The organism is Paenibacillus radicis (ex Gao et al. 2016), from assembly GCF_014641555.1.
GTDB classification, from domain to species: Bacteria; Bacillota; Bacilli; order Paenibacillales; family Paenibacillaceae; genus Pristimantibacillus; species Pristimantibacillus radicis.
Map to the genome: position 1 here is coordinate 1,091,101 of NZ_BMHY01000001.1, position 22,377 is coordinate 1,113,477.

The 22,377-nt window shown below is 48.5% G+C and carries 23 protein-coding genes and 1 riboswitch; of the genes, 10 read left to right on the top strand and 13 right to left on the bottom strand.

What is annotated here, in order from left to right:
* The first annotated feature begins 164 nt into the window (after positions 1-164).
* Complete coding sequence (locus IEX98_RS04930) at positions 165-569, top strand: MarR family winged helix-turn-helix transcriptional regulator (protein ID WP_188887773.1); 405 nt, start codon at positions 165-167, stop codon at positions 567-569.
* 88 nt (positions 570-657) lie between these two features.
* Here IEX98_RS04930 and IEX98_RS04935 read toward each other — a convergent pair whose 3' ends face one another.
* The 4 genes from IEX98_RS04935 to IEX98_RS04950 all read right to left on the bottom strand — a co-directional run bounded on the left by IEX98_RS04935 (position 658) and on the right by IEX98_RS04950 (position 4,204).
* On the bottom strand, positions 658-1,992 hold the full coding sequence (locus IEX98_RS04935) for a CapA family protein (RefSeq protein ID WP_188887774.1): 1,335 nt from the start codon (positions 1,990-1,992) through the stop codon (positions 658-660).
* Positions 1,993-1,999: 7 nt separating this feature from the next.
* Entirely contained in the window at positions 2,000-2,740 is a 741-nt protein-coding gene (locus IEX98_RS04940) for an RluA family pseudouridine synthase (RefSeq protein WP_188887775.1), read from the bottom strand.
* A complete protein-coding gene (locus tag IEX98_RS04945; protein ID WP_188887776.1) occupies positions 2,740-3,606 on the bottom strand; it encodes a class I SAM-dependent methyltransferase in 867 nt (288 codons plus the stop codon). Before IEX98_RS04945 ends, IEX98_RS04940 begins: the two co-directional genes overlap by 1 nt.
* 265 nt (positions 3,607-3,871) lie before the next feature.
* On the bottom strand, positions 3,872-4,204 hold the full coding sequence (locus tag IEX98_RS04950; RefSeq protein ID WP_188887777.1) for a helix-turn-helix domain-containing protein: 333 nt from the start codon (positions 4,202-4,204) through the stop codon (positions 3,872-3,874).
* 113 nt (positions 4,205-4,317) lie between these two features.
* On the opposite strand from IEX98_RS04950, the gene IEX98_RS04955 reads away from it, so the two are divergent.
* A complete protein-coding gene (locus IEX98_RS04955; protein ID WP_188887778.1) occupies positions 4,318-4,506 on the top strand; it encodes a hypothetical protein in 189 nt (62 codons plus the stop codon).
* 91 nt (positions 4,507-4,597) lie between these two features.
* Here the strand turns inward: IEX98_RS04955 and IEX98_RS04960 are convergent, their stop codons facing one another.
* A complete protein-coding gene (locus IEX98_RS04960; protein ID WP_229691964.1) occupies positions 4,598-5,836 on the bottom strand; it encodes an MFS transporter in 1,239 nt (412 codons plus the stop codon).
* Between the two features lie 4 nt (positions 5,837-5,840).
* A complete protein-coding gene (locus tag IEX98_RS04965; protein WP_188887779.1) occupies positions 5,841-6,293 on the bottom strand; it encodes a MarR family winged helix-turn-helix transcriptional regulator in 453 nt (150 codons plus the stop codon).
* Between the two features lie 144 nt (positions 6,294-6,437).
* Between IEX98_RS04965 and pdaA the strand changes: the two genes are divergently transcribed.
* Complete coding sequence (gene pdaA / locus IEX98_RS04970; protein ID WP_445376010.1) at positions 6,438-7,229, top strand: delta-lactam-biosynthetic de-N-acetylase; 792 nt, start codon at positions 6,438-6,440, stop codon at positions 7,227-7,229.
* Here the strand turns inward: pdaA and IEX98_RS04975 are convergent.
* Positions 7,204-8,322: a branched-chain amino acid aminotransferase gene (locus IEX98_RS04975; protein WP_188887781.1), complete on the bottom strand. Its 1,119-nt coding sequence runs from the start codon at positions 8,320-8,322 to the stop codon at positions 7,204-7,206. The two genes, pdaA and IEX98_RS04975, sit on opposite strands and share 26 nt — an antisense overlap.
* 114 nt (positions 8,323-8,436) lie before the next feature.
* On the opposite strand from IEX98_RS04975, the gene IEX98_RS04980 reads away from it, so the two are divergent.
* Positions 8,437-9,327 (top strand): LysR family transcriptional regulator, encoded by an 891-nt coding sequence (locus tag IEX98_RS04980; protein WP_188887782.1) that lies wholly within the window; start codon positions 8,437-8,439, stop codon positions 9,325-9,327.
* Between the two features lie 102 nt (positions 9,328-9,429).
* Here IEX98_RS04980 and greA read toward each other — a convergent pair whose 3' ends face one another.
* Entirely contained in the window at positions 9,430-9,897 is a 468-nt protein-coding gene (gene greA, locus IEX98_RS04985; RefSeq protein ID WP_188887783.1) for a transcription elongation factor GreA, read from the bottom strand.
* 152 nt (positions 9,898-10,049) lie between these two features.
* A complete protein-coding gene (locus IEX98_RS04990) occupies positions 10,050-10,475 on the bottom strand; it encodes a VOC family protein (protein ID WP_188887784.1) in 426 nt (141 codons plus the stop codon).
* 336 nt (positions 10,476-10,811) lie between these two features.
* Between IEX98_RS04990 and IEX98_RS04995 the strand changes: the two genes are divergently transcribed.
* Entirely contained in the window at positions 10,812-12,239 is a 1,428-nt protein-coding gene (locus tag IEX98_RS04995; protein WP_188887785.1) for an NAD(P)-binding domain-containing protein, read from the top strand.
* Positions 12,240-12,388: 149 nt separating this feature from the next.
* Here IEX98_RS04995 and IEX98_RS05000 read toward each other — a convergent pair whose 3' ends face one another.
* Together IEX98_RS05000 and IEX98_RS05005 are read right to left on the bottom strand one after the other, a co-directional pair.
* On the bottom strand, positions 12,389-14,743 hold the full coding sequence (locus IEX98_RS05000; RefSeq protein WP_188887786.1) for an MMPL family transporter: 2,355 nt from the start codon (positions 14,741-14,743) through the stop codon (positions 12,389-12,391).
* A gap of 53 nt (positions 14,744-14,796) precedes the next feature.
* A complete protein-coding gene (locus IEX98_RS05005; protein ID WP_229691965.1) occupies positions 14,797-15,414 on the bottom strand; it encodes a TetR/AcrR family transcriptional regulator in 618 nt (205 codons plus the stop codon).
* 261 nt (positions 15,415-15,675) lie between these two features.
* On the opposite strand from IEX98_RS05005, the gene IEX98_RS05010 reads away from it, so the two are divergent.
* Positions 15,676-15,939 (top strand): hypothetical protein, encoded by a 264-nt coding sequence (locus tag IEX98_RS05010; protein ID WP_188887787.1) that lies wholly within the window; start codon positions 15,676-15,678, stop codon positions 15,937-15,939.
* A gap of 412 nt (positions 15,940-16,351) precedes the next feature.
* Here the strand turns inward: IEX98_RS05010 and IEX98_RS05015 are convergent, their stop codons facing one another.
* Positions 16,352-16,951: a DJ-1/PfpI family protein gene (locus IEX98_RS05015; RefSeq protein WP_188887788.1), complete on the bottom strand. Its 600-nt coding sequence runs from the start codon at positions 16,949-16,951 to the stop codon at positions 16,352-16,354.
* Positions 16,952-17,004: 53 nt separating this feature from the next.
* A riboswitch (ZMP/ZTP riboswitch) is annotated at positions 17,005-17,084 on the bottom strand.
* Positions 17,085-17,140: 56 nt separating this feature from the next.
* Complete coding sequence (locus IEX98_RS05020) at positions 17,141-17,989, bottom strand: AraC family transcriptional regulator (RefSeq protein WP_188887789.1); 849 nt, start codon at positions 17,987-17,989, stop codon at positions 17,141-17,143.
* Positions 17,990-18,237: 248 nt separating this feature from the next.
* Between IEX98_RS05020 and IEX98_RS05025 the strand changes: the two genes are divergently transcribed.
* From IEX98_RS05025 to IEX98_RS05040, 4 genes are all read left to right on the top strand, one after another.
* Positions 18,238-19,590 (top strand): ABC transporter substrate-binding protein, encoded by a 1,353-nt coding sequence (locus IEX98_RS05025; protein ID WP_188887790.1) that lies wholly within the window; start codon positions 18,238-18,240, stop codon positions 19,588-19,590.
* An 82-nt stretch (positions 19,591-19,672) separates the two neighbouring features.
* Positions 19,673-20,572 (top strand): carbohydrate ABC transporter permease, encoded by a 900-nt coding sequence (locus IEX98_RS05030; RefSeq protein WP_188887791.1) that lies wholly within the window; start codon positions 19,673-19,675, stop codon positions 20,570-20,572.
* A gap of 14 nt (positions 20,573-20,586) precedes the next feature.
* Entirely contained in the window at positions 20,587-21,441 is an 855-nt protein-coding gene (locus tag IEX98_RS05035; RefSeq protein ID WP_188887792.1) for a carbohydrate ABC transporter permease, read from the top strand.
* A gap of 39 nt (positions 21,442-21,480) precedes the next feature.
* Entirely contained in the window at positions 21,481-22,278 is a 798-nt protein-coding gene (locus IEX98_RS05040) for a histidinol-phosphatase (protein ID WP_188887793.1), read from the top strand.
* Positions 22,279-22,377 lie beyond the last annotated feature (99 nt).

Consider the following 22,377-nt stretch of genomic DNA (forward strand, 5'->3'; position numbering starts at 1 on the left):
AATAGGGAGATCGCCTATGCTCATTGTATGTCTAGTCTTGTCAAAACGTTCGGAACTATCGCGATTAATGACTCAAATTATTAATCGGGTTAACCTTTTATTCGACATTGCCGTTTGGTATAATTGGTAATAAGGAGAAAATCGGACAGGAAGCGGGTGTCGGTATGGTTTCTGAAGAATTTACTCGATTATGGACGAAGTTGACGAGAGAGTGGAAGATGAGTCTGGAAGAAGGGTTGGCCCCTTTGACGGAAGGCCAGCTTAACGTGCTCGAACTGATGCTGCAATTTGAGCCGATGAAGCCATCCGATTTGCTGCAGCATTTGTCCACGACGCCAGCGGCAATTACGACGCTGCTTGACCGGATGGAGCGCAATGAGCTGATCGTGCGTACACGGGACGACAATGACCGCAGAATCGTGTGGGTATCTGTGTCGGAGAAGGGACAAGCCGAGGCAGAGCGGGGCAGAGAAATCCGCTCGAAGCTGTTTGAGGAATCGCTGGACCGGATATCGGCCCACAATCAGCAGCTGCTCGTTTATTTGCTGGGCAAAGTGGCAAACGCATAAAGGCAGCCAGAAGCTGCCTAAACCAAGCCGGCCACCCGGAATGCATCCCTGTTGGGCTGTATTCCGGGTGGCCGGCTGTTTAGAATTGTTATTTCATTGTGGAAAGCCGCTTTCTCAGCTGCTTCAGTGTATTCTCCATCGCATTGTAATCAGCGGTTGAAAGCAGGACATCTTTCGTTCCGGAGGCGAATGCCTCTAATGTCTGCTCCACCGGCAGAATGCGGTAGCGATAGTTATTGTCCGGCTGATAGCGGTGGACCCATGTAGGAATGGCTTCTATTTCGCCAAACTGAATCGTATGATCGGCGATATTTTTACGAATAAGAACTTTATAAATAATGCCGTAATCTTTCGTGTCGTCGCGCTGATTAGAGATGAAATTGCCCATAGAATAAATGATGAGTCCTTGTCTAGTCTTGCCTGCTTCATCGGTCGTTTCCAGCACCTCGTAAGGCTGGATGACATGAGGGTGGGAACCGGCTATAATGTCCGCGCCCGCGGCTACAAGCTTGCGAGCCAGCCGTTTTTGCTCATCGTTAGGCTGCGTTTGGTACTCGATGCCGAAGTGGAGTGCTATTGTGACGAAATCGGCGCCCGCCGCTTTCGTTTTTGCGATGTCCGCCACCATCTTCTTCTCATCAATTAGCGATACCATATAAGGTTTCCCTTGCGGCAGCGGGATGCCGTTCGTACCGTATGTATAAGAGAGCAGCCCCATCTTGATGCCATTCTTCTCGATGATCACATTTTTGTCAGCCTCTGCTTGAGAAGCAGCCGTTCCTTTGATCGCGAACTTGTATTTCTTTAAGTTGTCCAGAGTTCGCAGCAGCCCTTTACCGCCCTTATCGAGCGAGTGATTGTTCGCTGTCGTCAAAATGTTAAAGCCTGCGTACTCCAGCGCATCCAGCAGCTCGACTGGTGAATTAAAGCTTGGGTAGCCGGTATAGCCGTAAGAGCTTCCCGCCACCGGAGTTTCCAGATTGGCCAGCACCCAATCGCCTTGTGATAGAATCGGCTTCACTTCTGTGAAATAAGAATTGAAATTATAGGTTTTGGTCTTGGCATCGTAAGCCCCGGGAACTTGCGGTTTATGCATCATAACATCGCCGACTGCAACCCATTCCGCTTCAATAAATGCTGGCTCTGGTGAAGGAGATGGAGAAGGAGAAACGGACGGTGATGGAGATGGTGTTACGGTGGGTGGAGGGGTTGCAGCAGCTTCAGGCTCCTGTATCCCTATCTTAGAAGTGGTATCTGGATGTTTGTCGCCAGGGGAAGCGGTTTCGGCTACTTGGCCGTTCGCAGGCTTGGCGGGTGTATCGTCCATCAGTGTAGCGATGATGATAAAAGAAACTCCTGCTGCCGCAAGGAGCAGGAGGATAAAGCTGAGAAAAACAGGTTTTCGTTGTCGCTTTCGGCGCATCAACAATTCATCCTTCCTTTATAAACCAATTGGCCGCTTGCTCCAATTGGGAAGGTGTCCACCACGTCCATGCTGCCGAGCCGTAAGGAAGCGAGCGGAACAGCGTGCTTTCTTTGCTGACTGGATGAGGCACGGATATAGAGGTTGACCATAAAGCCGGGTCTGATACTCCGCTAGTAGCAGGGGCGCCATATTTGCGGTCTGCAACGAGCGGACAGCCGATATGGGCCATCTGAGCGCGAATTTGATGCGGTCTGCCCGTATGCAGGCGGATTGCAACAAGCGAGCGGCTGCCTTGACTGGCGACGACGGCGTAGTCCAGAATCGCTTCTTTCGCTTCAGCGGCAGGGGCGTCAAATACGGTCACCTGATTGCGTTTTGCGTCTTTGCGGATATAATGGCGCAGCTGCGCCTCAGCGGCAGCAGGAACCCCATGCACGACGCACATATAGGTTTTGCCGAAGCTGCGGTTGCGCACCGATTCGGACAATCGTGATGCGCCTTTGGAAGTTTTGGCAAAAACCATGACACCGCCAACTTGCCGGTCCAGCCGATGAACTAGGCCGAGAAACACATTCCCCGGCTTGTTATGGCGTTCTTTCAAGTCTTCCTTAATGAGCGTCAGCATGTCCGGGTCGCCAGACTCGTCTTCCTGAGAAGGGATGCCGGGCGGCTTCACGACCGCGATCATGTGGTTATCCTCATAAAGAACCTCTATGGATGGCAAAGGCGCTTTAGAGGCGGCCATTACTTCGACTCCCAGCGGCCTAGTATACCGCAAGGCAGATTCAGTCCGGATGCTGTAATCGGCAAGCCGATTTCACCGCAGTTAATGTCTCCGCCGTATTTGCCCTTCATCGTCATATGAAGCAGGTTGTGCAGAACGGAGGGCGAAAGGCCTGTCGTGTAAGAGTTAATTAGCATAAAGAGAGGGTTGTCCGATAAAATCGACGTACAGAACTCAACGAACGGGTAGAGGTTCTCTTCCAGCTTCCACGTCTCGCCGTTAGGACCGCGGCCGTAAGAAGGAGGGTCCATAATGATTGCGTCATATTGGCGCCCGCGGCGCTGCTCGCGTTGCACGAATTTGAAGACATCATCCGTAATGTAACGAATCGGGGCGCTCTCCAGGCCAGACAATTGGGCATTTTCCTTTGCCCATTGAACCATGCCTTTAGAAGCATCAACATGAACGACTTCGGCACCTGCTGCAGCAGCGGCTACTGTCGCTCCGCCGGAGTACGCGAATAGATTAAGGACGCGAATTGGACGTCCGGCGTTTTTAATTTTGTCCATCATCCAGCTCCAGTTGACGGCCTGCTCGGGGAACAAGCCGGTATGCTTGAAGTTGGTCGGTTTAATGTGGAACTTCAGATCGCCATATGCAATTGTCCACCGTTCAGGCAGGCCGGGTTTGAATTGCCATTGGCCGCCGCCGGAGGAGCTGCGGTGATAGTGGCCGTCTGCTTGCTTCCACAAGCCGCTCTCATTGCTGATTGGCCAAATAATTTGCGGGTCGGGTCTGCGTAAAATATGGGAGCCCCAACGCTCGAGCTTGTCTCCCGCCCCTGTATCGATTAGCTCGTAATCATTCCATTTATCTGCAACGTACATGAATATAGCAATCCTTCCTAAATGCAATTTTTGTATTATAATGAGGTCATCAGATAATTATAGCGAAGGTGGAAGGATGAATCAATTGAAAGCAGGCATTTCATCACAAATTACATAGGCTTTTTGGGTGGAGAATCGTACGTACCGTTTCGGGTAAGGGGAGCTTGAGCTGAAGAGGAAATAATACTTGATACAAATTGTATCTAAATAGGCGGAAGTATTGGTTGAGGAACGCCCAGGAAGCCGTGTCGGCTGGCGACAACGGCTATTCGGCCTCGCGGATGACGTCCATCATTTTATCAATCGACTGCTTGCGTTTCGTGTGGTCCATGTTGTTCAATAGACGAATGATTTCAATTGTATCCGCCGGAGCTGCATGGTTCTGGTTCTCGCGGGAATCGCCATGTATAATATAGTCTGTCGTCACATGGAAAAAGCCTGCAAGTTTGATCAACGTATCGTAAACGGGCTGCCGATTGTTGATCTCATAATGACTGTAGGCGGAACGGGTAATACCGATAATACGGGCAACGGCTTCTTGCGACAAACAATTGCGAATGCGAAGCTCCCTTAAGCGATCTCCCATCGTCGTGGTCATTTTCCCATAGCCCCTTACGTTTTTTAATACACCTACTATTAGTAATTTATGATACGAATTGTATCGTTGTCAAGCGTTATCTAAAATTATGACTAAGAAATGAGGTTTTTTTAATGGTTATGAACTTTGAATGTGAATGCGGCAATCGTACGGGATTGTTCGCGACGGGAGACCAGGATGAGAGCGGAAGAGAATTTTTGGAGCTGGAGGATGATGATAGTATGACTTATATCATTGGAGAAAACAGTGTTCTGTTCAAATGTAAATTTTGCGGCTATACCTACCGGCTGGACAAGCTGTAGATTAAAAGGTGAAAAGTGAACAGGCTTGGACCGATCGGTATTGATCTGTGCCCAAGCCTGTTTGTTTATTTTACATTGTGAATCCTAACCGCTATGATTTAGCAACTGCATTGGAACGGCTGCTATTCTTGCTTTTCCGGCTCAATATATGTTGAATGGAGTAGACGATAAGGAAGAGAACCATCACGCAAGCGGCGTATCTGTACATCATCGAATAGCTGGTAGCCGAGGCGATAATGCCAAGCAGCATAGAACCGGCAGCAACGCCAAAGTCCGTTGAATTGTAATAAAGGCTGTTAGCCGTACCGTGGCGCTCTGGTGAAGCTTCGCGCAGCATCCAAGCTTGTGTGGTCGGCTGGATTGCGCCAAAGCCAAGGCCGTAGAGCAGGGCGGATACGATAACGAGCGGCATCGAATTGGCATAGGAAAGAATGAGCATACTTGCGATGATGATAATGGCGCCGGGTATCAGTACGAGGGCTGGACCCCTGCGATCGAATATACGGCCCGAAATCGGGCGGATAATGAGCACCGTACATGCGATGAACAGAAAAAATAAACCGATTCCGTCCAATTTCTTTTCTTGGCCGAACAGCGCCAAAAAACCAAGAAGTCCGCCGTAGGAAACCGACATGAGCATGTTCAGTAAAGCAGGTACGAGCATGTTGCCCTGTCTATCTTTGCTGCCGTCGCTGCTTATCGCAGCTGTGGCCTTGCGTTGAGTTGATTTCGGCTTTTCTGACTGTGCAGGAATGCTTCGTGTAAGGAGCAGCAGTGGAATAATAGCAAAGGCTGCAACAGTTCCAATCATCGAAAGAGTCTCAAACCCGTAGTTTTTAATGACAGATAAGCCGATCATTGGACCGATAGACATCGCTAAGCTGGTCGATAGCCCGAAATAGCCGACACCTTCACCAAGCCGTTTGTGCGGGATGATTTGCGAGACGAGTGTAGGAAGCACCGTACTGGTCATCCCGAAGCCGATGCCGAATAATACGCGCAGCACAAGAAGTTGGGTCATCGTAGCCGCATAGGGATACAGGAATGTAACGGTGGCCGCCAGTACGATCCCGAAGAGCAAAATCGTATTGCGGTGTATGAAGCGCAGCAGGCTAGCCGTTGCAAAGCGAGTAGCAATGGCGGACAATGCAAACAAGCTGGTCACTAGACTGACTGTGAAGTTTCCGGGATGAAATTGCTCCTTGGCATAAGCCGGAAAGGGAGACAGCAGCATTTGCAAGCTTAGAAACAACAATAAGTAGCTGACGGTCAGCATAATAAAGCTTTTCGTCCATAGTTTTTCCTGTTGTATGTTCATTGTGTCATTCATTTCCTTACTCCTTTTCTTGCTCAAGCAAATTCGCTGCGTGACTGCTGAGTTTGTTCAACATGTTGATCATGAGCGTGTACTCTTCATCCGTTAACACTTCCGATACGTCACGCAGTACTTGATACTCGATTGGCTCAATTTGATCAGCAGCTTGTATGCCAGCTTCGGTAATATGCACATGATAAGAACGGCGGTCGTTTTTGCCGATTTTTTTCGTCACATAACCTTTCGCTTCGAGCGAATCCAAAATCCGGGTCGTCGTAGGTTTGTCCTTGCCTGATTTCTCTGCGATATCTTTTTGAATCATGCCATCTTGCTCTCTAATCCGATAAAGCACTGACCACTGTTCTGGCGTCAGATCATAGGATTTAATGCGCGTCATGAACAATTGGTTCATCCTGCGGTACGATATTCCCATCACAAATCCGATGGAATGGTCTAACCCTTTTTGCCGCATCGTCTTTGCCTCCGTTTCTACATTAGTTGCTTAAACAACTATAAGTGAGGCAACTTTATTTGTCAATGACTTCTGCCATTTATACAATGGGCCGGCATGGGGAAAAGTAAAGGAAACATAATCATGGAGAAGGGGAAGATGAAGATGAAAAAGGCAATGCTCCGTTCCTTCTGGATTGCGGCGTTTGTATTCGTATTATCGGTGGGGACGGCATTTGGCGCTTCGGGAGCTTTTCATTTCGGCTTCAAAAAAAGCGTAGACGGACAGCTGCCATCCATTAATGAAGAAGGATTCAAAGATATCGTAATGAAGCATGGCGCTATCTTTTTGGGCAATACGGAGCAAAAAGAACTGTATTTGACGTTTGACAACGGTTATGAGAATGGATTTACGCCCCAAGTGCTTGATGTACTGAAAGAGAAGCAGGTGCCTGCGGTATTTTTCGTGACGGGGCATTACGTGAAGGATAAGCCGGATTTGGTGAGAAGAATGGCGGCTGAAGGACATTTGGTAGGGAATCATTCATGGAGCCACCCGGATATGACGCAGCTGTCGGCAGAGCAGATCCGGAGTGAATTGGAGAAGGTAAAGGAGAGTGTAACCGCATTGACCGGTCAGCCGGCAATGTCGTATTTAAGGCCGCCAAGAGGCATTTTTAACGACAATGTGCTTGCAGTAAGCAAGGATTCGGGGTATACGAACGTATTCTGGTCCGTTGCTTATAAGGATTGGGATGTGAACAGCCAAAAAGGCCCCTCCTACGCCTACGAGCAAGTCATGAAGCAGCTTCATCCTGGTGCAGTCATTTTACTGCACACGGTATCAAAGGATAATGCCGGGGCGCTCGGTGCGATTATAGAAGAGGCCAGAAGGCAGGGCTATGTGTTCAAAAGCTTAGATCAGATGGAGACTAAGACTTATGGGACTGAGCATTAACCGCTGATACGCCGGTTGCTTCCCGGTCGTCTAATGTAAGAATCCAGCCGAACGGATCCTCTACTGTCCCTTTTTGAATGCCAGTTAAATTGTCGTACAGTTTGGCGGACAGCTCGCCGGTCTCACCGTTGTTGATCGACAGCTTGTGACCGAGCCAGAGCAATTCACCGATAGGCGAAATAACGGCGGCGGTTCCCGTTCCGAATGCTTCAACCAGGGAGCCGTTGCCATGCGCTTCAACAATCTCATCGATCGAAAGCGCACGTTCCTCAACCGGAATATTCCAATGCTTCAGTAGTTGAATGATGGAATCGCGGGTAATGCCGTCCAAAATGCTGCCGTTCAGCGCTGGCGTTACAATCGTTCCGTTAATGTTGAAAAATACGTTCATGCTGCCTACTTCTTCGATATATTTCCGGTGAACGCCGTCCAGCCACAATACTTGCGAACTGCCTTGCTTCGTGGCGTTCTCTTGCGCTTTCAATCCCGCCGCATAATTGCCGGCGGTTTTTGCGTTGCCAACGCCGCCTTTAACAGCTCGTACATATTCGGATTCTACGAAAATTTTAACCGGGTGGATGCCCTCAGCATAATACGAACCGACAGGCGACATGATGATCATAAATTTATATTGCGTAGAAGGATTGACGCCAAGCGCAGCTTCCGTTGCAATAATGAAGGGACGAATGTACAGTGAAGTGCCTTCTGCGGATGGAATCCATTCCCGGTCGGTCAGGATAAGCAGCTTAAGCGCTTCCAGTGCAAGCTCTTCGTCGAGATGCGGAATGCTGAGACGTTCATTGGAGCGGTTCAGCCGCTCGAAGTTTTTACGCGGACGAAACAGCCGGATCGGGCCGTCTGCCGTTAAATAAGCTTTAAGTCCTTCGAATACAGTCTGGCCGTAATGGAAAACTTTTGCGGCAGGGTCAAGCGTGATCGGTTGATAAGGAACGACACGGGCGTCATGCCAGCCGATGGATGCGTCATAATCCAATATAACCATGTGGTCGGTATAGTATTTGCCGAAGCCTAGCTCAGACACTTCTGGCTTTTGCTTTTTATTTGTGGACAGTTCGATACGAATTGCGTTCATCCCAACACATCTCCTCTGCGGATACTTAGTTGAATCGTAACATTACATTAGGTATATTAAAAATATCAGTTTTATCGGAGAGCCATACCTTATGGGTATGGGGTGGAGGTAGAGATGGATATTCGGCAGCTGCGTTACTTTTTGGCGATTGCAAATGAAGGACAAATTACGAGAGCGGCCAAAGCGCTGAACATGGAGCAGCCTCCGCTTAGCAGGCAGTTGAAGCTAATGGAGGAAGAGCTTGGCGTCACGCTGTTTGACCGAAGCGGGAAAGGATTGCTGCTCACTCACGCGGGCGAATTGCTGCGGGATAAGGCGGAGCAGCTGCTTCATCAGTTTGGCGAGACGCTTAAAGAAGTGAAGGAACTGGACGAAGGCGTGCAAGGCGTGCTCGCTATTGGCTCTGTCGTTTCTTGCATTTCCTTGCTGCCGCCGACGATCGAGCGTTTCCGCAAGCTTTACCCGCAAGTTACGTTTAAAATCGCCGAAGGCGATCATTACTTGCTTGGCTCTCAGCTGGAACGCCGCAGCATTGAGCTGATCGTTGCGCGGCTGCCTTTGGAATCCTCTCCTGAGATGAAGCCGCTGTCTGTGCTGAAGCTGCCTTCCGACCCTTATGTAGCGGTCATGCCGGCGTCTTGGGTTGACGATCCGACCAAGCATTCGATGAAGATGAGAGAGCTGGACGGGCTGCCGTTTCTTACGTTGAAAACAGACCGGACAACCGGCATGCATCATCAGGTTATGGTGGAAGCCAGATCGCACGGCTTCGAGCCGAAGGTCATTTGTGAATGCTCCAGCGTTGCTGTAATTATGGCGCTTGTAGCCGCAGGTATTGGTGCAACCGTCTTTCCGAAGTCCGTTATGGCTTCTTTCCCGCTGCCGACGATTAAGATGCTGACCATCGCCGATGCTGATTTTGAATCGGATGTCGGTATATTGTGGCTTAAGGACCGGTATTTATCCAAAAGCGCCCGGCATTTTATTGAGTTGTTTATGAATTGATCAAGGTAAGAAGATTAAAGTATCAATGATGGAAATACGAAAAAGCGAAGCCGGGTTCAGGAAAATAACCAGCTTCGCTTTCTTTCTGTACTGCTGTAGGAATTAAACTTTAATTTCGAGTAGTTCGTATTTAATATTGCCGACCGGAGCTGCAACGTTAATCGCATCACCGACCGATTTCCCGATCAAGGCAACGCCAAGCGGGCTTTCATACGATATTTTATTATCTAATACATCAGCTTCTGCAGGGCCGACGATTCGGTATTCAATTTTCTCTGCCATCTCAACGTCATTCAACACGACGATGGAGCCAATTTGTACCTTGGACGTACTGGAGCTTTCGACGACACGGACTTTTTTCAGCATCCGTTCAATCGTCTGAATTCTCGTTTCCATAAACGCCTGATCGTCCTTGGCCGAGTGGTATTCGCTGTTTTCCTTCAGATCGCCATAGCTGATCGCTACTTTAAGACGCTGCGCGAGCTCCGCCCGCTTGACTGTTTTGAGTTCCTCAAGTTCTTGCTCCAGCTTGGTCAAGCCTTCTGCGGTCAATAAAACTTCATTAGACATATGTTTCAAACAGCCCCTAACGTTTTAATAGATCAATCTTACACTAAAAAGCCCGGGGATGCGAAAAAGATTGAAAAAAGTTGTTTCCAATGATTGATATTTGTATAAAAAAGCGATTGATCGGGGGTTCCGACCAATCGCTTGGGTTATGTTTATTTGTTTTCGTTGTCCTCATGGTTAATTTGCCATTGAATGCCGAACTTGTCCGTCAGGTTGCCATACAATTGAGACCAGAACGTTTCTTGAAGTTCCATCCCGATCTTTCCGCCTTCTTTCAGCTTGTGAAACAGCGACTTCAACAGCTCGATATCCTTGCTGACGATTGCTAAGGTGATGTTGTTGCCAACCGTATGTGGCATACCCGGAAATACGTCGGAGAACATGACATTGCTGCCCATAATGTTCAATCGCGTATGCATAACCAAGTCTTTCGCTTCCTCTGGAAGCGGATAGTTCGGATCGGGTGGCGTTTCTCCGAAAGTCATGATCGAAGGGGGTTCCGTTTCAAACACCTCTGCATAAAATTCGACCGCTTGACGGGTATTTCCGTTGAAATTCAGATAAACGTCAATTGACATTCCATTCACTCCCTGTCGTTAATTGGACTGGCACGCCTATTGTAGCATGTTCTAATGTCTATATCGAGTGCCCGGTGTTATTGTTGTCAAATCTTTAGAAACTCATTTCTATAGTGCGGCTTATATTCGTGATCCTGAACAAAACGAAGGCAAAAATTTAGGCGATAGTGACAATATGATGCCAAGACGATTCCCAAAGCTTTAGCCGCCATATAATATGAAGCAAAGTCGTGTTAGATAATCTAACGTGTTTTCTGATTGGTGTAGCGATCATAACTGCTGCCTCATCATGTCCCGTTCCGCCCCTGAATGTCATTGTCGAAAGGTATGATGCGGATGAGTTTGGAGCTTTTGAATGAGCGTGTGAAAAGGGATCTGGCTTATCTGGCCTATGGAGGTGCGAATTGGGTTCGTCCGGTGCGACATACTGAAGGGCATGTGTACGATGTTATTATTGTAGGAGGGGGGCAAAGCGGACTTGGCATCGCTTTTGGCCTGTTGCGTGAGCGCATAGCTAATATTTTGATCATAGACGAGAATAGCGAAGGTGAGGAGGGGCCGTGGGAAACTTATGCCCGTATGCGAACGCTTCGGACGCCCAAACACTTAACCTCTGTAGACCTCGGCATTCCTTCGCTTACTTTCCGCGCTTGGTGGGAAGCACAGGCGGGTCCTGAGGGTTGGGATGCTATTGTGAAAATCCCGCGCGGCGATTGGATGGAATACTTGCGGTGGTATCGCAAAGTGCTGGATCTGCCACTTATAAATGAAGTGAGGCTGGAGCGAATCGAGCCATCGGGAGCTGGGGTGCATCACTTGCAAGTCAGTGGCAAGGGGGCGTTGTCAGAAACGCTGCTGGCAAGGAAGGTAGTGCTCGCTACGGGGATACAAGGCGGGGGCGAGTGGCATGTTCCAGATATGATCACTAATAACTTGCCTGAGCGTCTGTACGCTCACACCTCGTCGAGGATCGATTTCGAGAATTGGAGAGGAAAACGGATCGCGATATTGGGCGGCGGCGCCTCAGCCTTCGATAATGCGAGCTACGCATTGAGTGAGGGAGTGGCGGAGGTTCATGTGTTTGTCAGGCGCAAGGAGATGCCGCGGATTAATCCCATCCGCCAGATGGAAGCTTCAGGAATGATAGAGCGATACGCTGCCTTGTCCGATGCAGAAAAATATGCAGCGATGGTTCATTTTTTTCAGCATAATCAGCCTCCAACGAATGATACATTTGAACGAGCGGTTGCTTGGCCCGGCTTTCGCCTCCATTTGGGGACGCCATGGCTGAGCGTAAAGGAGGGCGACGGTGGCGTTCGGGTGAAGACGGCGGATGAGGAGCTTCATTATGATTTTCTCTTAATCAGCACCGGCCTCTTGACCGACCCGGCGCTTCGTCCCGAACTGCGGCAAGTGGAAGCTCATATTGCCCGATGGAGTGACCGGCACCGGGCTCCTGCAGGCATGAATAACCCGTTGCTGGATGCGCATCCTTATCTGACGCCCGGTTTTGCGTTCACGAGCCGGACGGATGAAGGAGCGGCGCTGCTTCATGGATTATTCGCATTCAATTATTCCGCACTTATTAGCTGCGGTATTTCCGCATCGGCATTGTCCGGAATGAAATACGGCATACCGCGTATCGTTACGGCCATTGCGGACCAGCTCTTCTTGGATGACAGGGAGCAAATAATGGCCGATTACTTGAGCTACGACGAGAAGGAATTTATTGGCGAGTGGCCGATAGCGGTAAAGAAAGCGTAAGGTATGATCGGGTCGCATGCTAATTCCGTAAGTAAATAAACCGAAAGCAAATGAACCGCATCCATAGGACGCGGTTCATTTGCTTTCATATGCGGGCGGGGATGAAAGGAGAAAGCCTTCATCACCCGTTTTTTTAACGAGCGTTAACGTTAAGCAGGCTTATTCGTCTTCTTTTTAACGCTGCTGTTGTCCTGCGCATTCAGCGCAGAAATCAGCTTATCGCCTTCCACATCCAAGTTCGGCAGCAGGCGGTCCAGCCATTTTGGCAGCCACCATGCTTTATCTCCGAAGACCGCCATGACGGCTGGAACCAGCGTCATACGGACGATGAAAGCATCGATAAGTATGCCTGCAGCAAGCGCGAAGCCGATCTGTTTGATCATAGCATCCGGTGCGAAGATGAATCCGGCAAAGACGGATACCATGATGACAGCAGCAGCTAGAACGATGCGGCTAGCTAGGTCATAGCCGTGAACGACACTTTCTGTTCCTCTATGGCCATGCACATAAGACTCGCGCATCGAGCTGACAAGGAACACTTGATAATCCATCGCCAGTCCGTACAGAATGCCAGTCACAAGAATAGGCATAAAGCTGAGCAGCGGGCCGCCAGTATCAAAGCCGAATAGGGAATGCATCCATCCCCACTGGTAGACGGCTGTAGTAAGGCCAAACGTTGCGAGTATGCTGAGAATGAACCCAACCGTCGCTTTAATAGGAACAATAATCGAGCGGAAGACGAGAAGCAGAATAATGATAGACAGAATGACGATGATGCCGACGTACAGAGGGAATGCCTCCGCTAACTTAGACGACATATCAATGTTAATTGCGGTAAAACCGGTCACGCCGAGCTTCATATCCAAATTTTTCGCAATGCTTGAATCAGCGGCACGCAGATCGTTGACCAGATCCTTCGTCGCAAGGTCGGTAGGTCCTGTTTTGGGGATAAGGCTAACAATGGCCATATCACCCGTTTTATTCACACCGATCAAAGAGACGAGCGAAACATTCTCATGCTTTTGAAGCTCTTGAACGAGACTGCCGAGTTTTTCAGGCGTAAATTTGTCGGAAGCGTTTTGCGGCTCGCCCACTAGAAGCAGAGGGCCGTTAAAGCCTTCTCCAAATCCTTTGGAAATCGCATCATAACTTTGTCTAGCCGTCGTATCCAAGTTTGCTGAGGCGCCGGAAGGAATTCCGAGCTCCATTTTCGTAACCGGAATGGCTGCCGTGCCGAGCACGATGATGACTCCGATAATGATCAGCCAGCGGTATTTCACCGTTCCTTTAGCCCAGCGAATGGAAAACCCTTGTTTCGCTTTGGGGTCTGAGCTGCTTGCTTTCGTGCGGGCTTTGGGCGAACAAATTCGTTCACCGACAAATCCAAGCAGGGCAGGAAGCAGGGTCAAAGCGAGCAACACAGTGACGAATACGGTGATACCCGCAACTATTGCCATTGTAGACAAGAACTCAATGCCGATGACAAGCATGCCGAATAAAGCAATAATAACGGTTAATCCGGCAAAAAATACGGCGCTGCCAGCTGTGCCCACAGCTCTTCCGGCTGCTTCGCGCGCACTTAATCCCTGATCCAGAATCATGCGGCGCTGACGGTTCACGATAAATAGGGAATAGTCGATGCCGACAGCAAGACCAATCATGACAGCCAAGATCGGCGTAATGTCATTGATCGCAATGAATTTCGAGAAGGCGAATGCGCCGCCGATACTGATCGCTACACCAAAAATAGCGGTAAGCAGCGGCAGGCCTGCAGCAACAACAGAACCGAGCGTAATAATAAGTACAACAGCTGCGACAAGAATCCCGATTGCTTCTGTGGAGCCTATGGCAGGTGTGCTTTTGAGCGTATCGCTAGGTATAGTTGTGATGCCCGAATTGTTCTGCTCGGCAGCCATCGCAGCGTCGATTACGGCGTCTGGAACGGATTTAGGCAGCGAAGCCTGTTGAACAGTAAATTGGAATTGGAATAGGGCAAGAGCTCCATCCGATGAGAGCAAGACGCCAGGTACAGGTACGCCATTTACCATCAAAGGCCCATAAGGAGGCATTTCCGCTGGGCTTGCCTGATTCGTCTCTGTACCTTGAGCAGATTGTGGGGCAGTAGCGCCCATCTGGCTAGCATCTGATGCTGAAAAACCAGCTTCCGCAGCCAATTTGGCAGGGTTAATCACATATTCTACATTATAAACGTCTTCAATAGCTTTCTGGATCAAAGCCAAACGTTCGGGTGTGTCCAGGCGCTCTCCGTCTGGAACCGTGAATGCAATACTGGCTTGTCCGCCAGATGCTTCTGGAAGCTCTTTCGTTAGCTGATCAAGTACCTTTTGCGATTCTGTGCCTGCAATTTTCATCTCAGAACTGGAATGTATGCCGTTGACTCCAATCAGGGTACCGACGATTCCAAGAATGACGATCCATGCGATTAGAAATTGCCAGGGCTTGTCATAAGCTGATTTCCCTAATTTGTACAAAAACGTTGACATGTAATGTTTCTCTCCTTTTGTATCGTGATGACTGGTAAGGATTGCTGGCTAGACTAGAAGCCGTTTCGCAAATACTCGAACATCGCGTTCAAATATTGATCGAACGGAATCGCATCTGTCGGTTCAGCTTCTGTCTCTCCCGGCAGCAGGACATTAAGGCTGCCATCCAGTATGGGCACAAACGCTCCATAAACCGCGCCAGCTAGAAGATGTGTATATCCGGCTTTATAGCGTCCGCGAGTGAATGGTTCGAGTGCTTCTTGAGCGGATATTTGCAAGCCGCGGAACACACCCAGAATATAAGGCTCGAGCGTAGGATACTGTTTCGAGAGGGAGACGAACTGACGCAATTTAAGCAGAAACTCCCCGGTAAACTGCATCTTCATCAAGCTGTACAAAACATCAAGCGGTGTTGATTCTTGCGGCAAGCTCGTAATTAACTCGTCATATTCCTCTACACTCGTATAGGGGACGGCAACGGCAGCAACGGCTTCTTCTTTACAGGAGAAGTAGTTGGCGAACGTTCGTCTAGAATAACCGGCCTGCTGTACGATGTCGTCAACAACGAAGCCATCCAAACCTTTTGCAAGCGCGAGTTCGAATGCAGCTTCGGATAAGGCAGATGCTGTGGCTTCTTTCTTCTTGTCACGCAAGGTTTGTTTAGCAATCAATGAATATACCTCCTTATTCAATTCGTATAGATGGTAAAAGTTTGTTCGTAAACATCTGTCATTAATATCATTGCCCAAAATGCAAAGATGCACAATGGGCAAGTTTTTCGATATTGTGAACTTTACAATGAAACAATATCCGCAGACTGGTGTCTAGATAGGTGGAGGTGAATCTCAGGTACAACAGGGATACCTGTGATGCAAAGCAGTTACTGTTGGGGCAAGCTGGGATGTGCAGATTATGTAGGCGGAAAAATGATATTGAGAGGAAAAGAACCAACCGTTGTCGCTGCTGGATCAGACATCAAGGTCTCCTATAACTACAAACCGGCTCGGGCCCACATCGCTATAGAGCAATTTCAAGAAGACGATAAGTCGGTCGAGATTGTATTGCAAGATGGAGTTTTTCAAGCTCCCAAGGAAAAAGGCATCTATTACTACGGTATCTTTGCTAATTGGCTATCGCCTGATGGCAAGTATTCAGAAGGTGATACTTCATCGGTTTTTGTGATCGGGGTGCAGTGAGGAGAGACGAGGTGTAGAGCAATCTGGAGGTTATCTGGTGATAGCGAACCAGCTTCGCTATATAGTGCCAAGAATTTCCTTCATACATACAAACCAAACGCATAATGCCTCCATTTTGGTCAATAAGGACAAAATTTTCTCTACTGAGAAAATGGTATCCACTATAGCGAAAATGAGTGCGTAAATATCATTCATAAACAGATGGAGCCGAATCTCAATGAGATTCGGCTCCATCTGTTTATGAATTTTGGTACTTGAAGAAGGTAGGGGGTGAGCGGAGCGATTCGAGTTCATGCTGACATTTTGAAGATTCTATTCATCGCTATAGTCGCGGAGCGACAAATAAGATGGAATCAAGAACGGCAGCATGAACCGAGGCGCGCAGCGAGCCCTTTCTTTGCAAGCCGAAGCCTCATTCGGGATTATAATCATATTCCATAAGCGATGCTGTCCTCAGCGCTCTTTCCGCACCTAATAACCGTCCTACAACATACAAGGACATATCGATTCCTGCAGATACGCCCGCCGATAAAATAATTTTGCCGTTATCGACGTAACGCTTATTTTCGACAATTACTGAGGATGCCGGAGCTGCAGCTTTCAATTCCTCGATGGCCCGGTGATGTGTAGTGATGTTCAAGCCTTCCAATAGATCAGCTTTTGCAATAATAAGTGCGCCTGTGCATACGGAAAGAACAAGCTCAGCTGTTGCAGCAGTGCTAGCGATCCATTCTGTCAACGTTGAATTGTTCTTTTCTGTTCTTGCGCCGGGGCCGCCTGGGACGATAATCAGATCAGGAGTAGGACAATTGTAAATCGTGTAAGCGGGATTTAAGCTTAACCCGCCAAGTGCAACAACTGGGCCTTCATGCGGTGCGACTGTGAAAATTTGAAAGTCTTGCCCGCCGCCGCTGCTTGTTAGAAACACTTCGTAAGGGCCTGCAAAATCAAGGGCTTCGATCTGGTTGAAAACGACAATCGCTACTTTTCTTGCCGGGCGTGCCTGATCCAATCGACATCTCTCCTTTGAAATGAAAAAAAAGCATTTGGCCGAAATCGACCAAATACTTTTGCCCAGGCGTACGGCTCTATGGCCATGTGCTTCCTCGTGGTTATCCACGTTTACGCCAGTCACACACAGGTTTTGCTTAATCTGTTTATATCAAAAATTACATAAAAAGGCAACCACTCTTTCTCCACGCTACACCGTCTCCAGTTTGTAAGTCTGCCTGTACTTGAGAGGCGACAACCCCGTCATTTCTTTGAAAATACGGCCGAAATGCGTCATGCTCTCGAAGCCGACCCGCTCAGCGATATCGGATATTTTCATAGTGCTGCCAATCAATAGCTGGCGGGCTTCTTTGACGCGGACATTGTTCAAATACTCGGTGAACGTAAATCCGGTATTCTCGCGGAACATTTTACAGAAATAAGAGGGACTAATAAAAAATTTGCCGGATACGTCTTGAATCGTTTGCCGTTGATCGTAATGCCGGTTCAAATGGTCTACGATTTCGAAAATCTTCTTATGAATCGGATTGCCGCCCGACTGCTCTTCCGCAGGCAATGACTCCGTCTTCCTATAGATAAAGATGAGCAGCTCGAACAGCAGTGTTTTGAGATAAAATTCAGAGCCCGGTTGCTGTTTGACAGACTCATGAATCATTTTGTCAAACAGCTTCTCGACGAAGCTTTGCTCTTGGCCGGTCAAGCGCATGAAGTTTTTGCCGGAAGAGAAGCTGGCAAGTACGTCAAAGGAATTGTTGTAAGGAAATAAATCCTGCAGAAATTCTTCTTGAAACAGCAGTGTAATCCGCTCAAAGGATTCCCCGCTCGCGTTCACCAATTTATGGATTTCGTTCATGCCGATGATAAGCAGCACGCCGCCGACTACTTGGTAGCTTTTATCCTCAATAAAGTAGCTGATATCGCCTGAAACGAGATAAAAGATTTCATAACCGTTGTGATAATGCCGGGATGGCATGCTTGTGTCATGTTTTCTCTCGCGACTGATGTCGAAATTGGAAGCTTCATAGAAATTTGATTCCATTTTAAATGTAACCTCCGTGTCAGTTGTGTCGAAGAAAGTTAAAATAAGATATGTTGAAAAACGAGAAAATAGATAAGATATGTGCAGATAATTCATAATATCATGTGCTATATTTGTAGGCAACAAGGCAGAACAACAGTGGGTGATGCGTAGCGGAGATGCTAAGTTGGCAAGTGAAAGTTGAATATGAAGTTAGTTTTATTAACATTTTGTAAACGTCTGTGAAAATGTGAAGCGGGGGTTATCCTTTGAAAAACGTAATGGCAACTTTGGCAAGTGTCCTTCTACTATTCTCTGTAGCAACAGCCTGTGGAAATTCAGCGAAATCGACTAATACCGATAACGTCTCAGACAAGGGGAAGGAGAAGGTTGAGCTGGTATGGGTAATGGCAGCCGACCCCGATAAAAAAGCTTGGCAGGATGCGATGATCTCTACCTTCGAGGACAGCCATCCCAACATAAAAGTAAGGCTTGAAAACATCCCTTACGATCAGTTCGATCAAAAGCTGACGACGCTGATCGCCAGCGGCAAAGCACCGGACGTCTGGAATCCGAATCAGGCCGACAGCGGATTTGCCACCTATATGAAGATGGGTGCGCTGAAGGATCTGACCCCTTACGTCGAGAAGGGTGCGCCTGAACTGGCTACGATGGACCCGAACCTGTTGGACGTTTATAAAATCAATGGTAAAAACTACGGCGTACCACTCGTCAGCAACGCTACTTACTTGTATTACAATAAAGATTTGTTCGATCAAGCCGGTCTTCCTTATCCGACAACGGACTGGGACGACAAGTCATGGAACTTCGATACGATGCTGGAAACGGCACAGAAGTTGTCCCATGATGTGGGCGACGCCCGTAAGCAAGTGTTCGGCTTCTCCAGCGCGCTAAGCGCAAATTCGATGACGTGGCTGTTCGGCGGCGACTTGTTCAAGCCGGAGGCTTATACAACCGGAGTAATGGGCGAGCCCGATCTGATGAACCCAACCAATATCGAAGCGCTTCAATTCAATGTCGATCTGATCAATAAATACAAAGTAGCGCCTAATGCTGAAACCGTAGCGGCTTCCGCTCAGCTTGGCGACCCGTTTCTGACGGGTAAAGTGGCGATGTACATTTCTGGCGGTTGGGGGCTGGGCTCCTACAAACAGGCGGATTTCAAATGGGGAGTAGCTGCCGTTCCTTATCATGAGGGCCGTAAAGTAACGCTGTACGTAGATCCGTGGAGTATCTCGGCAACGAGCAAGCATCCCGACGAAGCATGGGAATTCGTACGGCATCTCGCCAATCCTGCAGAAGGCGGCGGCGCATACCGCTATATGAATGAAGTAGGCAGAACTCCTGCCGATGCAAGTCTGTTCAAGCTTTGGTATGACAAGATGGGCGGGGAGATCGGCATGGACCCGGAAGCGTTCAGACAGGTTCATGAAGGCTCGATCAAATATGGCCGTGAAGCGGAAAACCATCTCATCGTCAAATACAATACGATTCTCGATACGATGAATCAATCGCTATGGTCGGTGTGGGACGGCAAGAAAAGCGTGGAAGACGGCTTGAATGTGCTGAAAGGCAACCTCCTATCACTTAATCTGGACTAGTTGCAGCTTTTTAACTTGAATGCAGCCGGGCGGGCATCTCTTTCCAAGTATAGCGGCTCGCCCGAATGTTGGAGGGACTCAAATGAGAAAGTTATCGCTAGCAATGAAGCGGGAGGAACAGTCGTTTTGGTTGTTCATCGCCCCTTGGTTTATCGGGTTCGTCTGTTTTACCGGGGGTCCGATACTCTTCTCGCTGCTGCTTAGTTTTTCAGAATATAATGTGATCTCATCGCCAAAGTTTGCCGGAGTCAGCAACTACAGCCTGCTCTTTGGCGACCGTCTGTTTTATAAATCTTTGTTCGTAACGTTGTATTACAGTGTGATGGCAGTGCCATTTACAATATTGACCTCATTGATTGTCGCCGTGCTTCTGAATCATCGGATTAAAGGGCAGGCCGTGCTGCGTACCTTGTATTATGCGCCTAGCATCATCTCCGGCGTAGCCGTGTCTTTTCTCTGGTCTTGGCTGCTTAATCCGCAGTTTGGCGTCGTCAACTCAGTTCTATATGACTGGTTTGGCATCCAGGGTCCGGGATGGTTCACCAGTCCGGGAACGGTCGTGCCTTCGATGGTGCTGATGCAATTGACGGCATCGGGAAGCACGATGGTCATTTTCTTAGCGGCGCTGCAATCGCTGCCTGCAGATTTGTTCGAAGCGGCATCGATTGAAGGCGCAAGCGGGTTTACGAAGTTTCGCAAAATTACGGTGCCGCTGATCTCGCCGGTTATTTTGTTCAATACGATTATTAGCATGATCGGCTCACTGCAAATTTTTACGGAGGCCTATGTCATTACGAAGGGCGGTCCGGACTGGAATTCCTATTTCTATGTGTATTACCTGTTCGATACCGCGTTCAAGCAGTTCCGGATGGGCTATGCCTCCGCGCAGGCCTGGATTCTATTCCTGCTGATCTTTGCCTTGACGCTCGTATCGTTATGGGGCTCCAAGAAATTCGTCCATTATGAATATGATTCGAAGTGAAAGGAGGCGCTTGAATGAAACGCAAGACATACAGGCATGACAAGCTCTCCCTCGTAGAGAAAATAATCATTTATGTACTTCTATATGGCGGTGTTCTGTTGTTTGCCTTTCCTTTGTTCTGGATGCTTTCCACTTCGCTCAAGACGATGGGCGAGATTCATCGCGTACCGATGACCTGGCTTCCTGCATTCTGGCAATGGAACAACTACAAGCAAATTTTCATCGATGCGCCAATGAGCCGTTTTCTGTGGAATTCTCTCTGGTACTCGGGCGTTACGGTAGCGGCAGTCGTCTTTACTTCTTCGATGGCGGCATTCGCTTTTGCCAGATTACGTGCGCGGGGCAGTCTGATTTTATTCGGGCTTGTATTAAGCACGATGATGATTCCGTCTCAAGTTACACTGATTCCGCAGTATTTGCTATTCAATAAGCTTCACTGGACAGGGACGTATTTGCCGCTCGTTATTCCTGCCTTTACAGCCAGCTCCTTTACGATCTTTCTGATGCGTCAATTTTACTTGGGTATAACGAAAGAGCTGGACGAAGCGGTCAAAATCGATGGCGGCAGCCATTTCACGATGTATTTCCGAATTCTAATTCCGTTATCTATGCCGGCCTTTGCCACTGCTGCCATTTTGGAGCTGATCTCGCGGTGGAATGATCTATTTGGCCCGCTTATTTATTTGAATGATATGACGAAATATCCGATATCGCTTGGCTTGGCCAATTTTACGGCTGCTTACGGGGCTACACCGTGGAATTTATTAATGGCGGCTTCGCTGGTAGCGATTTTGCCGCTGCTGCTTATTTTCTTTTTTGCTCAAAAATATTTCATTCAAGGCATCGTCGTCTCCGGCTCTAAAGGGTAGACAACATGCACGCTATAAAGATACTAACGGGGGTATGACATGAAGTTTGATTTCCATACACATCACGAACGCTGCGGACATGCGTCAGGTTCGGTGAGAGACTATATAGAAGCAGCAAGGAACAACGGTTTGCACATGATCGGAATCTCGGATCATACGCCCTTTTTCGCAGCCTCGGAAGATCGTCCATCCTTGACCGGAAGCATGGCCAAGAGCGATTTTCCAGGCTACATACAAGAAGTGCTGGCGTTAAAGAAAGAATTTGCGGGCAGTATCGAAGTGCTGCTCGGAATCGAAGCAGATTTTTTGCCGGAGCATCTCGATTTGTACCGGGAAGTTATCGCTTCCCATCCCTTTGACTATGTGATCGGCTCGGTGCATGATTTTGCAGGCATCGGCATTTACGATTCAGAGTATTGGGAGTCCTTGAGCCCGGAACGCAAGCTGGAAACAAAAAATCTGTTCTATGACTATATCGCGCAATCTGCAAAAAGCGGCTTATATGACATTCTCGGCCATGTCGATTCTTTGAACCGTTATTTCTACGGCTATTCCGAGCTCCGCACGGAAGCGGCTGATCGAACGTTGAAGACGATTGCGGATAGCGATGTTGTAATTGAGATCAATTCCTCCGACGACAACTGGGTGCCGGACGGCTATTTTCTGGAGCGGGCTTTTCACTACGGAGTGAAGGTTACATTCGGCTCAGATGCCCATGAACCGGAGCGAGTTGGCGAGCATTTTGAAGCGATTGGCAAGCAATTATATGATATTGGCTACCGGGAGTGGGCAGTGTTCCGCAACCGCGAACGTTTTATGGTTCCGATTGAGCGATAAGAATACTGGGATCACTCTATAGATTTGCAGAAAATGCTCTTTGGCAGACTGATGATTCAGCTGTCGAAGGGCATTTTTTTAAGCGTGCTGCTCTTTAGA

Excerpts from the sequence above, each read along its gene's own strand:
- IEX98_RS04960 (WP_229691964.1), bottom strand. The coding sequence starts at position 5,836 with ATGAATGACACAATGAACATACAACAGGAAAAACTATGGACGAAAAGC.
- IEX98_RS04945 (WP_188887776.1), bottom strand. The coding sequence starts at position 3,606 with ATGTACGTTGCAGATAAATGGAATGATTACGAGCTAATCGATACAGGG.
- IEX98_RS04965 (WP_188887779.1), bottom strand. The coding sequence starts at position 6,293 with ATGCGGCAAAAAGGGTTAGACCATTCCATCGGATTTGTGATGGGAATA.
- IEX98_RS04995 (WP_188887785.1), top strand. The coding sequence starts at position 10,812 with ATGAGTTTGGAGCTTTTGAATGAGCGTGTGAAAAGGGATCTGGCTTAT.
- IEX98_RS04975 (WP_188887781.1), bottom strand. The coding sequence starts at position 8,322 with ATGAACGCAATTCGTATCGAACTGTCCACAAATAAAAAGCAAAAGCCA.
- pdaA (WP_445376010.1), top strand. The coding sequence starts at position 6,438 with ATGAAAAAGGCAATGCTCCGTTCCTTCTGGATTGCGGCGTTTGTATTC.
- IEX98_RS04955 (WP_188887778.1), top strand. The coding sequence starts at position 4,318 with ATGGTTATGAACTTTGAATGTGAATGCGGCAATCGTACGGGATTGTTC.
- IEX98_RS05035 (WP_188887792.1), top strand. The coding sequence starts at position 20,587 with ATGAAACGCAAGACATACAGGCATGACAAGCTCTCCCTCGTAGAGAAA.
- greA (WP_188887783.1), bottom strand. The coding sequence starts at position 9,897 with ATGTCTAATGAAGTTTTATTGACCGCAGAAGGCTTGACCAAGCTGGAG.
- IEX98_RS05020 (WP_188887789.1), bottom strand. The coding sequence starts at position 17,989 with ATGGAATCAAATTTCTATGAAGCTTCCAATTTCGACATCAGTCGCGAG.
- IEX98_RS05000 (WP_188887786.1), bottom strand. The coding sequence starts at position 14,743 with ATGTCAACGTTTTTGTACAAATTAGGGAAATCAGCTTATGACAAGCCC.
- IEX98_RS05040 (WP_188887793.1), top strand. The coding sequence starts at position 21,481 with ATGAAGTTTGATTTCCATACACATCACGAACGCTGCGGACATGCGTCA.
- IEX98_RS04935 (WP_188887774.1), bottom strand. The coding sequence starts at position 1,992 with ATGCGCCGAAAGCGACAACGAAAACCTGTTTTTCTCAGCTTTATCCTC.
- IEX98_RS04990 (WP_188887784.1), bottom strand. The coding sequence starts at position 10,475 with ATGTCAATTGACGTTTATCTGAATTTCAACGGAAATACCCGTCAAGCG.
- IEX98_RS04950 (WP_188887777.1), bottom strand. The coding sequence starts at position 4,204 with ATGACCACGACGATGGGAGATCGCTTAAGGGAGCTTCGCATTCGCAAT.
- IEX98_RS04940 (WP_188887775.1), bottom strand. The coding sequence starts at position 2,740 with ATGGCCGCCTCTAAAGCGCCTTTGCCATCCATAGAGGTTCTTTATGAG.
- IEX98_RS04980 (WP_188887782.1), top strand. The coding sequence starts at position 8,437 with ATGGATATTCGGCAGCTGCGTTACTTTTTGGCGATTGCAAATGAAGGA.
- IEX98_RS05030 (WP_188887791.1), top strand. The coding sequence starts at position 19,673 with ATGAGAAAGTTATCGCTAGCAATGAAGCGGGAGGAACAGTCGTTTTGG.
- IEX98_RS04930 (WP_188887773.1), top strand. The coding sequence starts at position 165 with ATGGTTTCTGAAGAATTTACTCGATTATGGACGAAGTTGACGAGAGAG.